The 13,529-nt window shown below is 38.4% G+C and carries 11 protein-coding genes; all 11 read left to right on the plus strand.

The window, feature by feature from the left end; all coding sequences use genetic code 11:
* On the plus strand, nucleotides 1-1,583 hold a 1,583-nt coding region (locus tag B2R82_RS10210), incomplete at its 5' end, for a 3'-5' exonuclease (RefSeq protein WP_286924747.1).
* A 14-nt stretch (nucleotides 1,584-1,597) separates the two neighbouring features.
* Nucleotides 1,598-3,601: an NAD-dependent DNA ligase LigA gene (gene ligA, locus B2R82_RS10215; protein WP_286924748.1), complete on the plus strand. Its 2,004-nt coding sequence runs from the start codon at nucleotides 1,598-1,600 to the stop codon at nucleotides 3,599-3,601.
* A 133-nt stretch (nucleotides 3,602-3,734) separates the two neighbouring features.
* Entirely contained in the window at nucleotides 3,735-4,868 is a 1,134-nt protein-coding gene (locus tag B2R82_RS10220; RefSeq protein WP_286924749.1) for a CamS family sex pheromone protein, read from the plus strand.
* A 266-nt stretch (nucleotides 4,869-5,134) separates the two neighbouring features.
* The gene (gatC, locus tag B2R82_RS10225; protein WP_010857153.1) at nucleotides 5,135-5,422 is read left to right on the plus strand and encodes an Asp-tRNA(Asn)/Glu-tRNA(Gln) amidotransferase subunit GatC; all 288 of its coding nucleotides are present in this window, start codon (nucleotides 5,135-5,137) and stop codon (nucleotides 5,420-5,422) included.
* Nucleotides 5,423-5,446: 24 nt separating this feature from the next.
* On the plus strand, nucleotides 5,447-6,910 hold the full coding sequence (gatA, locus tag B2R82_RS10230) for an Asp-tRNA(Asn)/Glu-tRNA(Gln) amidotransferase subunit GatA (protein ID WP_286924750.1): 1,464 nt from the start codon (nucleotides 5,447-5,449) through the stop codon (nucleotides 6,908-6,910).
* 1 nt (nucleotide 6,911) lies between these two features.
* Nucleotides 6,912-8,339 carry an Asp-tRNA(Asn)/Glu-tRNA(Gln) amidotransferase subunit GatB gene (gene gatB / locus B2R82_RS10235; protein WP_286924751.1) on the plus strand — a complete coding sequence of 476 codons (1,428 nt, stop codon included), beginning with the start codon at nucleotides 6,912-6,914 and terminating at the stop codon, nucleotides 8,337-8,339.
* A 429-nt stretch (nucleotides 8,340-8,768) separates the two neighbouring features.
* Nucleotides 8,769-9,329, plus strand: a complete 561-nt coding sequence (locus tag B2R82_RS10240; RefSeq protein ID WP_286924753.1) for a thioredoxin family protein — start codon at nucleotides 8,769-8,771, stop codon at nucleotides 9,327-9,329.
* A gap of 96 nt (nucleotides 9,330-9,425) precedes the next feature.
* On the plus strand, nucleotides 9,426-10,349 hold the full coding sequence (locus B2R82_RS10245; RefSeq protein ID WP_283869688.1) for a diacylglycerol kinase: 924 nt from the start codon (nucleotides 9,426-9,428) through the stop codon (nucleotides 10,347-10,349).
* Between the two features lie 599 nt (nucleotides 10,350-10,948).
* Entirely contained in the window at nucleotides 10,949-12,295 is a 1,347-nt protein-coding gene (locus B2R82_RS10250) for a cytochrome ubiquinol oxidase subunit I (RefSeq protein ID WP_286924754.1), read from the plus strand.
* Entirely contained in the window at nucleotides 12,292-13,317 is a 1,026-nt protein-coding gene (locus tag B2R82_RS10255) for a cytochrome d ubiquinol oxidase subunit II (RefSeq protein ID WP_286924755.1), read from the plus strand. Before B2R82_RS10250 ends, B2R82_RS10255 begins: the two co-directional genes overlap by 4 nt.
* Before the next feature lie 12 nt (nucleotides 13,318-13,329).
* Complete coding sequence (cydS, locus tag B2R82_RS10260; protein WP_286924756.1) at nucleotides 13,330-13,452, plus strand: cytochrome bd oxidase small subunit CydS; 123 nt, start codon at nucleotides 13,330-13,332, stop codon at nucleotides 13,450-13,452.
* Nucleotides 13,453-13,529: the final 77 nt, after the last annotated feature.

A 13,529-nucleotide genomic window follows, 5' to 3' on the forward strand; every position in this document is an offset into this window, starting at 1 on the left:
CAAAGGCTTACCTATCCATATCCAATAAATCCCAGTACTTACTTGTGCAGTTATTGGCTAAAAAATTTAAAAACATTTGTGTTGTAGGGGATTCAGATCAATCAATTTATCGTTGGCGTGGGGCAGACATTGGTAATATCCTGTCCTTTGAAAAGGATTATCCAAATGCCAAGGTCATTATGCTTGAACAAAATTATCGTTCAACAAAACGCATCCTAAAAGCAGCAAATGACGTCATTCAAAATAATACAACACGTTACCCAAAAGAACTGCGTACAGAAAATGCAGAAGGTGAAAAAATCGTCTTGTACAAAGCGTATAACGAGCAAGAGGAAGCACAGTTCGTTATACAAACAATCCAACAGCTTATGAAAAAAGATAATCGCTCATTCGATGATTTTGCGATTTTATATCGTACAAATGCTCAATCGCGTGTTATGGAGGAAGTTCTTGTTAAATCCAATATAGCTTATCAAATTGTTGGTGGTACAAAGTTCTATGATCGTAAAGAGATTAAGGATTTGTTGGCTTATTTACGTCTGATTGCCAATAATGATGATGATTTATCGCTCGCACGTATTATTAATGAACCAAAGCGTAGTATCGGTGCTACCTCCTTTGAAAAAATGGCGCGCTACGCAATTGAACAAGATCGTTCAATTTTTGATGCTATGAATGACCTTGTGTTTATGGGGCTATCAGGCAAGGCTGCAAATTCAGCAGAGCAATTCTATGCGATGATTAAAGGCTTTACAGAGATGCAAGAATATTTATCGGTTACAGAAATGGTAGAGCAGGTGATCGAAAAATCTGGTTATCGAGCTATGTTACAAAATGAAAAAACCATTGAAGCAGAAAGCCGTTTAGAAAATATTGAAGAATTTTTATCAGTCACAAAAGCATTTGAAGAGCGTAGTGATGATAAGAGCTTAATAGCCTTCCTAACAGATTTAGCGCTTATTGCAGATATTGATGCATTAGATAAAGATGATACATCCAAAGGCAATATCATTTTAATGACAATGCATGCCGCAAAGGGTTTGGAATTCCCTGTTGTCTTTATCATTGGAATGGAAGAAAATATTTTCCCACATTCTCGTTCGCTTGATGATATGGATGAAATGGAAGAGGAGCGGCGTTTAGCGTATGTTGGCATCACGCGTGCAGAGGAGCGCTTGTATTTGACATGTGCACAAAGCCGAACGATTTTTGGTCGTTCTAGTTATAACAATGCCTCTCGTTTTTTACGTGAAATTTCAGAGGATATTATTGAATCTATTTCCAAGGGCGGCGCGAACCCTGAAGTTCCGTTTACAGCTAGTAACCGTTCAGCAGGTAATTATCAAAGGCGAACACTTGGAGACATTCAAAGAACGCAACCTGCGACCGCCCGTTTACAAGCAACAGGCGGAGACCAATTTGGCTGGAAGGCTGGAGATAAAGCCGTCCATAAAAAATGGGGAACAGGTATGGTTGTCAGTGTAAAAGGTGAGGGTGATAGTACCGAGCTAGATATCGCTTTTCCACAGCCAATCGGCATTAAGCGATTACTTGCACAATTTGCACCTATTGAAAAAGCGTAAGCGGAGGAACTAAAATGAACGAAATTGAACAACGCATTGCAGAATTAAATAAATTACTGCATGAATATGGTCATGCATACTATGTGTTGGATCAACCTATCGTAGCAGATAGTGTCTATGATCAATTATTACATGAGCTTATTGCGCTAGAGGAAGCAAATCCCTCATTAATTTATCCTGATTCACCGACCCAACGAGTTGGTGGCGCAGTAGTAGAGGGCTTTAAAAAGGTAACGCATGATTTTCCTATGCTAAGCCTTTCTAATGCTTTTAATGAGGCAGATTTACGAGAGTTTGACCGAAAAGTGCGCCAAGCAATTGGTGATCACTTTTCCTATGTTTGCGAGCTGAAAATCGATGGTCTTGCTATTTCCTTGAAATATGAAAATGGTGTTTTTGTACAAGGAGCAACACGAGGAGATGGCATTGTAGGAGAAGATATTACGACGAACTTAAAAACGATTCGCGCGATACCTTTGCGTTTAAAGGAGCCAATCACAATAGAGGTGCGTGGTGAGGCTTATATGCCAAAAAAATCCTTTGAAGCATTAAACGCTCAGCGTGCTGATAATGGTGAGGAGCTGTTTGCTAATCCTCGAAATGCAGCTGCTGGCTCTTTACGTCAGTTAGATCCTAAAATTGCTGCAAGTCGTCAGTTATCAACATTCATTTATGCTATTGGCGGTGATGGTGAAGTATATGGCATCGATGGTCATGCAGAGATGCTTGATTATTTAGAGGGGCTAGGTTTCCCTTCCAATAAGGAACGTCAACGCTGTTCAACGATCGAGGAAGTATTAGCCTTTATCGATAAATGGACAGAAAACCGTTCGAATTTAGCTTATGAAATTGACGGCATCGTTATTAAGGTGGACCGTTATGCTCAGCAGGATGAACTAGGATATACAGCAAAAAGTCCTCGCTGGGCAATCGCTTATAAATTCCCTGCTGAGGAAGTAGTGACAACCTTACTCGATATTGATTTAACAGTTGGACGTACAGGTGTTGTAACGCCGACTGCCATTTTAACGCCTGTTCAAGTAGCGGGTACGACAGTTCAGCGTGCATCATTGCACAATGAAGATTTAATCCGCGAAAAGGATATTCGTATAGGGGATACAGTCATCATCCGCAAAGCTGGTGACATTATTCCACAAGTTGTAGGAGTGTTACTGGAGCAACGACCTGAAAATTCAGTGCCTTACGAGATGCCTAAAAATTGTCCGGTCTGTGATAGTGAGCTGATTCGTATCGAGGGTGAAGTAGCATTGCGCTGTGTAAATCCTGCATGTTTTGCACAAATTGCTGAAAGCATTAAATACTTTGTATCACGAAATGCAATGAACATTGATGGTCTGGGTGACAAAGTTGTTGAGCAATTATTGCGTGCGGATTTAATTCATGATGTATCAGATTTATATCATTTAACCGTTGAACAACTTGTTGAGCTTGAACGAATGGGTGAAAAATCAGCAACAAATTTGGTGCATGCTATTCAAGCCTCAAAGGAAAATTCAATGGAGCGCTTATTGATTGGACTAGGGATACGACATGTTGGTGAAAAAGCTGCAAAAATAGTGTCCGAAACATATGGAACGATGGAGGCAGTGATGGCAGCAACAGAGGAGCAGCTAGTTGAAATTTATGAAATTGGCGATAAAATGGCTTCTTCTCTTGTCGAGTATTTTTCAAATGAGGATGCACGTGCAGTAATTGGTCGTCTAGCGGAAGCAGGCGTCAATATGATGTATAAAGGTAAAAGGGTAGAGGTAACTGTAGGAGATAATCCTTTTGCAGGTAAAACAATTGTCTTAACTGGTAAACTTGAGCAATTGACACGTAACGAAGCAAAGGCGAAAATAGAAGAGTTAGGTGGAATTGTTACAGGGAGTGTCAGCAAAAAAACAGATCTTGTCATCGCAGGGGCTGATGCTGGTTCTAAACTAACAAAAGCTGAGCAGTTAGGTATTGAGGTTTGGAATGAGGACAGCCTGATTGAACAACTCAACCTCGTTTAACAATTTAGATGTAACTTGATGTATTGTCTTAACAGCTTTGACAGAAAGCTAAGGCATTTTAATTGCATGCCAGCTTTCTGTTCACAAGTACAAATTCATCAAAATTGAATTTCAGTAAAGGAGTATTAAAATAATGAAGTCATTTCGACTCATTCCAGCAATGATCGCTGCTACAATGCTAGTCGGCTGTGTACCTACTAAGAAGGACACAGAGCTTACACAGGAGACACAAAAGGAAAAAGCGGAAACAACAATTATTCCAAGCTTCAAGATAGATGAATCCTATTACAAGCTGCTAACTCCCTACAAAGAAAGTGCTAGTAGAGGTTTGGTAGTTTCTAATATTTATACAAAATATGATATGAAGGAAGTAGAAACAGGCCTGATGCGCCTTTCTCAGAATGAGTTTGACACAGAAAATTTTTTCTTCCAGGAGGGTCAATATTTAGCTAAAAGCACTGTGACTAATTGGCTGAAGCGTAGTTCTCAAGAAAAGGATGGTTTAAATCCTCCAGCAACGGAATCTATGCCAGCAGAGGAACGTGCAAAAAAGGCACCCATTTATTTATCGCATATAGTTGAGCAGAATTATTTAACTAAAACAAAAGATAATAAAGTGAAATTAGGTGGAATTTCAATTGGACTTTCCTTAAACTCTATTTATTATTATCAAAAAGTAAAATATGGGGAGTATTATGAGGAGCCAATACCGGAATCAGCACTTGTTGAACAAGGGAAGAAAATGGCTTCTGAAATTGTTTCTCGTTTAAGAGATCGTGAAGAATTGAAAGATGTCCCGATTGTAGTAGGCTTATTTAAACAAAAAGCTAATAATGATATTATTCCAGGGACATATTTTAGCTATGGCGTTGCAAAAGCTGGACAAAATGATGTAGCTGATTGGCAAGCGATTGATGAAGAATATGTCCTATTCCCAACCGATGAATCGAAGGATGTTTATCGAGAGGATAGCAATAACTTTAAGAAATTTAAACTGGATATCGATCAATATTTTTCTAACTATACGAGTGTGATAGGAACAGGCTTCTACCAAAATAAAGAAATTCAAAAGCTAAAAATTGAAGTACCCATTCAATTCTTCGGTCAAGCAGAAATTATTGGTTTTACCCAATATCTAACTGGTGTTCTCATGAATTATTTCGGAAATACCAATGTTGAGGTAAGCATTACTTCGATAAACGGCCCAGAGGCGTTAATTATTAAGAAATCGAATGATAAAGAACCTTATGTGCATATCTATGAATAAAATATAGTCAGCTCTGTGCTGGCTATATTTTTATGTATCCATCCATCCAAAGAAAAGCTATAAAGTGAAAGGATAGAAATAATGAAGAAATTGTTACACCTATAAGAGACAACACTCTGTCATAGTAGTGAAAGTTTCTATATTTTTGGTGAAAGTTGTGATTTTTAATAGGAAAAATGTTATGATTATTTGTATGGTTAACTTTATTCAACCCTATTGTTATCAAGAAAAACAATGATTTGAATGTGTATTCGGAGGTGTGGAAAATGGCAAAATTAACAAAAGAGGAAGTTAAGCACGTTGCAAATTTAGCACGTCTTGCTATAACAGAAGAGGAAGCAGAAAAATTTGCTGAACAGCTTGGTAAAATTACAGACTTCGCAGAGCAATTAAACGAGCTAGATACGACGAATGTTGAACCAACAACTCACGTGCTACCACTAGTAAACGTAATGCGTGAAGACGTGGCAACAAAAGGCTTAGACCGCGAAGTAATGATGTTAAACGTAAAAGAACAAGAAGATGGTCAAGTAAAAGTACCAGCTATCATGTAATACTAAAAAATAGGAGGATTCCTCATGACGTTATTTGAACGTTCAGCAAAGGAGCTACAAGCTGACATTAAAGCGGGTAACTTAACTATCGCTGATTTAACAAAAGAAGCATATGAACGAATTGCCAAGCTTGATGGCGATGTACAAGCTTTCCTTGCTTCGAATGAAGAAAAAGCAACTGCACAAGCAGCTGAAATGGACAAAGTACCATTTGAAGAGCGTGGACCACTTTTTGGCCTTCCTATCGGTGTGAAAGACAACATCGTAACAGAAGGCTTAGAAACAACATGTGCTTCTAAAATTCTAGAAGGCTTTATGCCAATATATGATGCAACTGTAGTAAAAAAGCTACGTGATGCCGGAATGGTAACGATCGGTAAACTAAATATGGATGAGTTCGCAATGGGGTCTTCCAATGAAAACTCATACTATAAAACAACAAAAAATCCTTGGAACTTAAACCACGTACCAGGTGGTTCTTCAGGTGCATCTGCCGCAGCAGTAGCAGCAGGGGAAGTACCATTCTCACTTGGTTCTGATACGGGTGGTTCTATCCGTCAACCAGCAGCTTATTGCGGTGTGGTGGGGATGAAGCCTACATATGGTCGTGTATCGCGTTTTGGACTAGTAGCATTTGCATCTTCTTTAGATCAAATCGGACCAATTACACGTAATGTTGAAGACAATGCTCTTTTACTTGAGGCAATCGCAGGTTTAGATCCTAATGATTCAACGTCTGCAAACGTAGAAGTACCAAACTATGCAGCAGCACTAACTGGTGATGTCAAAGGCTTACGCATCGCTATACCAAAAGAATTTCTTGGTGAAGGTGTTGGTGAAGCAGCACGTCAGTCAGTTTTAGATGCGTTAGAAGTATTAAAAGGCTTAGGTGCTACAGTAGAAGAAGTCTCACTTCCTCACTCTAAATATGCACTGGCTGCTTACTATATCTTATCTTCTTCTGAAGCGTCCTCGAACCTTTCTCGATTTGACGGTATCCGCTATGGTTTCCGCGCAGAAAACGTTACAAATTTAATGGACCTTTATAAAGAAACACGTGCTCAAGGCTTTGGTGATGAAGTAAAACGTCGTATTATGCTTGGAACTTACTCATTAAGTGCTGGTACGTATGACGCTTATTACAAAAAAGCACAACAAGCACGTACATTAATTAAAGCAGACTACGACAAAGTATTTGAAGACTTTGACGTAATCATTGGGCCTACATCTCCAACACCGGCATTCAAAATTGGTGAAAACGTAGATGATCCTATGACAATGTATGCAAACGATATTTTAACAATCCCAATGAACTTAGCGGGCGTACCTGCCATTTCAATTCCTTGTGGCTTTGAAAATGGCCTACCACTAGGTTTACAAATTATTGGTAAATACTTCGATGAAGCAACTATTTACCGTGTAGCTCATGCTTTTGAACAAGCAACGGAGTTCCATAAACAAGTTCCTCAAATGTGGGAGGGAAAATAACATGAACTTTGAAACAGTCATTGGTTTAGAAGTACACGTTGAGTTAAAAACAAACTCAAAAATCTTCTCTCCAGCACCAGCTCATTTCGGTGCTGAACCAAATACAAATACAACAGTTATTGACTTAGGATATCCTGGTGTCCTACCAGTTCTTAATAAAAATGTGGTAGATTTCGCAATGCGTGCTGCTCTTGCACTAAACATGGAAATCGAGCAAGAAACGAAATTTGACCGTAAAAATTACTTCTATCCAGACAATCCGAAAGCTTATCAAATCTCACAATTCGATAAACCAATCGGTAAAAACGGCTGGATTGATATTGAAGTAGACGGCTATACAAAACGTATCGGTATTACGCGACTTCATATGGAAGAGGATGCTGGGAAGCTTTCACATGCTGGTGACCACTCATTAGTTGACTTTAACCGTCAAGGTACACCACTGGTAGAAATCGTATCTGAGCCAGACATTCGTACACCAAATGAAGCCTATGCATATCTAGAAAAATTAAAATCCATTATCCAATATACAGATGTATCAGACTGTAAAATGGAAGAAGGTTCACTACGTTGTGACGCTAACATTTCAATACGTCCATATGGTCAAGAGGAATTTGGAACGAAGACAGAGCTTAAAAACCTTAACTCCTTCAACTTTGTTCGTCGTGGTTTAGAGCATGAGGAGTTACGCCAAGCAGATGTTCTTCTTTCTGGTGGTGTTATCGAGCAAGAAACGCGCCGCTTCGATGAAAAAACAGGTAAAACAATCCTTATGCGTGTAAAAGAAGGAACAGACGATTATCGTTATTTCCCTGAGCCTGACTTAGTTCGTCTTTCTATTGATGACGCATGGCTAGAGCGTGTAAAATCAGAAATTCCAGAGCTTCCAGATGCACGTAAAAAACGTTACGTTGAAGAATTAGGCTTAACACCATATGATGCAGGAGTTCTTGTTATTTCAAAAGAAATCTCAGACTTCTTCGAGGCAATGGTAGCTAACGGTGCAGATGCTAAGCTTTCTGCCAACTGGTTAATGGGTGATGTTTCTGCTTACTTAAATGCAGAGCAAAAGGATCTTAAAGACACTGCTTTAACGCCAGAAAATCTTGCTGAAATGGTGAAATTAATCACTGATGGTACAATTTCTTCTAAAATCGGTAAAAAAGTGTTTGCCGAATTAGTTGAAAATGGAGGCTCCGCACAAGATATCGTCAAGGCAAAAGGTTTAGTTCAAATTTCTGATGAAGGTGCATTACTTGCCATTGTTACAGAGGTTCTTGACAATAATGCACAATCAATCGAAGACTTTAAAAATGGTAAGGATCGTGCTATCGGCTTCTTAGTAGGTCAAATTATGAAGGCTACAAAAGGCCAAGCAAACCCTCCAATGGTCAATAAATTATTACAACAAGAAATTGCAAAGCGTTAAAAAAAGATGGTGCTAGGCTAAGCCTTAGTACCATCTTTCCTTTTTATAGTTTGGCTTACACTTAATTTTCATCCAGATCAAGTGAAGAGCGATACAATTGCCGAGCATTAAGTTAAATTTTCGATAATCGTTGCAAGTGTTGCCACTTCGTAGATCTTGTGGTAAATAAATATCGTCCCGTTTTTCGATCATTACAACGGAAATTTATACCTCCTCTTTTATCTACCGCTTATGTACGATGTTCTATAATATAATAGCTTATCTATAAATTATAGGTTATAAATAAAGAAGTTCATTATTTTTATCTTTATTCAGTAGAAGACTCCCACCCCTACAGGTGCGAAATTGATAAAGCTTTACAGTTGTCTAAAAAGAGTATTCATAGCAAAATATAGAATAGAAAATAAAAACATTAGGGGGATACCAACGATGAAAACAGAGCAACAATATTTTAATGAAGCAATATCAATTCAGCAATATATGGATAACATGACAACGCTAAAAGAGGAGAGCCTTCGCATTTATGATGGCTTTGAAGTGCCAACAAATGATGGCTTTGTCGAGCTGCTAAAAGACAAGCATCCTAAAATTTTAACAATTACAGAGGATTGGTGTGGTGATGCTATGCTAAACAATCCGATTATTCGCCGAATTGCAGAAGCGGCAGGCCTAGATATGCGTGCTGTACTACGTGATGAGGATACAAATTTAATTGATCGCTATTTAACAAATGGTGGTCGCGCTATTCCAATTTATCTTTTACTAGATGATGCTGGACAGGTTATCGGCAAATGGGGACCTCGTGCACCACAATTACAGGAACTAGTAGTGAGCAAACGAGCAGGACTACCCGATAAAGAAGATCCTACATTTGAAGATGCTCAAAAGGCATTATATGCAGAAATTCGTGAGGAAAATATAACGAATCAATCCTATTGGACATTTGTTTATGAAGATTTTAAAAAACAAGTGACATCAGTTTTGAAGTAGTCGTTAATTGAGAGGCATCTGCTATTTATACAGTGCAACATTTCGGCGAATAATTCGTTGAATGAAATAGAATCTTATGAAGCAGGAAGGTATGTTATGAAACGAGCAAGAATCATTTATAATCCTACATCTGGACGAGAGGTATTTAAAAAGCATCTACCAGAAGTATTGGAAAAACTAGAGGTAGCAGGCTATGAGACATCTTGTCATGCAACAACTTGTGAAGGCGATGCAACCATTGCGGCAAAAAATGCAGTAGAACGTGGCTTTGATATCATTATTGCAGTTGGTGGGGATGGCACATTAAATGAAGTTGTTTCAGGTGTGAGCCCATTCGAAAAACGTCCAAAAGTTGGTTTAATTCCGATGGGCACAACAAATGACTTTGCCCGTGCAGTGCATATACCCCGAAATATTGAAGATGCTGTCGATATTATTATAAAGGGTGATACGTTGCCAGTGGATGTAGGTTTATTAAATGGGGAACGCTATTTCATCAATATTGCTGCTGGTGGTCGCATTACCGAGTTAACCTACGAAGTACCAAGCAAAATGAAAACAATGCTCGGGCAGCTAGCTTATTACTTAAAAGCAGTAGAAATGATTCCATCCCTCAAGGCTTCTCACATGCGTATTGAATATGATGGTGAGGTTTTCGATGGCGATGCAATGATGTTTTTATGTGGTTTAACAAATTCAGTGGGTGGCTTTGAAAAGCTTGCACCAGACGCAAGCATCAATGATGGATACTTTACGTTATTAGTATTGAAAAAAGTAAGCCTCCCTGAATTTATTCAGCTAGCCGCAATGGCTTTAAGAGGCGAGCATTTAAATGATGATCGAGTAATTTATAAAAAAGCTAGTGTGGTAAAAGTGACAACAGAAGATGAAATACATCTAAACCTAGATGGCGAATATGGTGGAGATGCACCTGCCACGTTTGAAAATCTAAAACGCCATATTGAAATTTTTGTACCACTTGCAGATATTCGTGAGGAAGATCGTATTTTAATTGAATAAATAAACCAAGGAGCTTTCTTGTGCTTAATCCAGTGCAAGAAAGCTTTTCTTTTGATTTTAAGTGTGATTGATTAATTGGAGGATCAATTTGGATATTCTTTGCTCAATGGTGAAAGAAAGAGCTTAACAAGAGTACTGGACTAGTGAGAGTAAGCTTAAAAAGAGATGATTCTGCCCGATAGTCAAAGGAAAACACTCAAAAAAGCATGCTATTCATTAATGGATTAAAATTACTTAAGTTTCAATTTTTCATCTAATTATGGTTCTAAAAAACCGCTCAATTTTTTGGTGTTAATTCCCATGAATAGGTTAAAATTCATGAAGATCATTGATTGTGAATGAATTAAGAAAAATGTTTGGCAAATGTGCGTATATTACTTGAACAAAATTTGAAACCTTTATAATAGGCTGAAATTTCGGTCCGTTTTAAAGGTTTTTTTCGTTGTAATAGTGGAAAATGGGGGTATAGCTAAGGGAAAGGAAGTGTTGCCTTTGTATAAGTCACAGGAAAGAAAGCTCATTTGGCTAAGCTTCGGTGTTGCAATTATTATGCTACTTTCCATTCTTGGAAGAATATTTGGAAGTTAGGGGGCAATGAGATGATTAATGAATCAGCAGTCTTTTGGAGTAGAGCATTAACAGAGCTAACATTATCGTTCCATATTATTTATGCAACGATTGGTGTGGGTGTCCCGTTAATGATTATGATTGCTCAATGGACTGGGTATAAAAAGAATGATGAGCATTATATCTTAATGGCAAGACGTTGGGCACGTGGTTTTGTTATTACTGTGGCAGTCGGTGTAGTAACAGGGACTGCAATTGGCTTACAGTTATCGTTATTATGGCCAAACTTTATGCAACTTGCTGGTCAAACAATTGCGTTACCACTTTTTATGGAAACGTTTGCATTTTTCTTTGAAGCCATTTTCTTGGGAATTTATTTGTACACATGGGATCGCTTTGATAGTCAGAGAAAGCACATGTTGCTACTAATTCCTGTAGCTGTTGGTGCATCTATGTCCGCTGTGTTTATTACGATTGTCAACGCATTTATGAACGCACCACAAGGCTTTGATATTGTAGATGGGCAGCTAGTGAATATCCAACCATTTTTAGCAATGTTTAATCCAGCAATGCCAACAAAGGTAGCTCATGTTCTTGTGACAGCCTATATGACATCAGCATTTGTCTTAGCAGCAATTGCAGGATACCGTATGCTTCGAGGTTCTAAGCATGTGTACCATAAAAAATCATTATTATTACTGATGAAGATAGGCCTGATTTTCTCTATTGCAGCCGCAATTATCGGAGATTTTTCAGGAAAGTACTTAGCAGAATATCAGCCAGAAAAATTAGCAGCAGCTGAATGGCATTTTGAAACCGAAGATAAAGCTTCACTTATACTTTTTGGTGTGTTAGATGGTGAGGAAGTGAAATATGCCATAAAGGTTCCATATGCCCTTAGTATTTTGGCTTATAATAATCCAACTGCAAAGGTCATTGGTTTAGACCAATTTGCAGAGGAAGACCGTCCCCCTCTGTATATTCACTATCTCTTTAATATTATGGTGTTTATCGGCATGTTCATGGTGCTTGTTTCACTGCTCTACGTGCTGGGGAAAGCACGTGGCTGGCAATTTATCCACACACGTTGGTTTAGATGGGTTATTGTCGCAGGAGGGCCACTTTCTATCATTGCTATTGAAGCTGGCTGGTGGCTCGCAGAAGTTGGACGACAACCTTGGATTTTATATGGTTTAATGCGAACACCAGAGGGAGCAACTACAAGTGATCATGTAGATTTAATGATGCTATTATTTACTGGTGTATATGCTGTATTGGCAATAGGGAGTATTGTGGTTTTGGTTCGTATGTTCAAAAAGAATCCAATTGAACGTGAAATTGAAGATCGCCATTCTGAAAAAGGCGGTGATTTCCTATGACATTAGAGATTTTAGGTATATCAGTACTATGGATTTTCCTATTCGGCTATGTCATTGTCGCTTCGATTGATTTTGGAGCAGGCTTCTTTAATGCCTATAGTCTACTCATTGGGAAAAATCATATTTTAACAAATATTATTAAGCGTTATTTATCACCTGTTTGGGAAGTGACGAATGTCTTTTTAGTATTTTTCTTTGTTGGGATTGTAGGATTCTTCCCACAAACAGCCTTTTATTATGGAACGATTTTACTTGTGCCAGTTAGTATTTCACTTGTGCTCCTTGCAATACGAGGCTCTTACTATGCGTTTGAATCATACGGCTCGCGGGGACATATTGGATACACACTGACATATGGTGTAGCAGGCTTACTTATCCCAGCCTCTCTATCCGTAGTATTTGCGATTGCTGGTGGGGGATATGTTGACATTGTAAACGGGCAACCCGTCTTAAATTATTGGACGCTCTACACAAGTGCTTTTGCCTGGAGTATTGTCGTTTTGAGCATAGCTGCTGTACTTTATATTTCAGCTGTATTTTTAACATGGTATGCCCATAAAGCAAAGGATAAGGAAGCCACAAATCTAATGCGAAAATATGCGCTTATCTGGGCCGCACCTTTAATGGTTAGTGCGCTTGGCATTATGTATGAAATGAAAGCCATCAACCCAGAGAGCTATAATCATATGGTTGATTTATGGTGGCTCTTTGCCATTTCAGCAGTACTATTTATTATTACGGTACTATTAATAGCGATGCGAAAAAATTATGGTCTGGCTGTAGGCCTATTGATTGCCCAATTCGCAGTAGCATTCTTTGCCTATGGTATCGCACAATATCCATATTTACTGTACCCATATTTAACAATTTATGATAGCTTCACCAGCACTCAAATGGCGATTGCACTCGTGATTGCATTTATTTTGGGATTATGTCTGCTTATTCCATCACTATTTTTATTGCTAAAGTTATTCTTATTCAACAAAAATTATGTGACAGGAAAAGAAGACAATCATGCATAGGAGGAAAGAATAATGGAAAAGTTTCTTATGTTTTATGCGCCATTTATTGTAGTAATTCTAGGAATTATCGCTGCGTTTTGGTGGGCACCCAAAGATCGTCATATAGCAAAAGAACAGGAAGAGAGTCGCGAATAGCGGCTCTTTTTTCTGCAGAGTAGGGCTGATTAGATTTGTTCAGTTAAAGGAAAGAAGAATTGCTCAGGTAGCAGAAA

This window comes from Lysinibacillus sp. UBA6686 (assembly GCF_002455205.1).
Lineage (GTDB): Bacteria > Bacillota > Bacilli > Bacillales_A > Planococcaceae > Lysinibacillus > Lysinibacillus pakistanensis.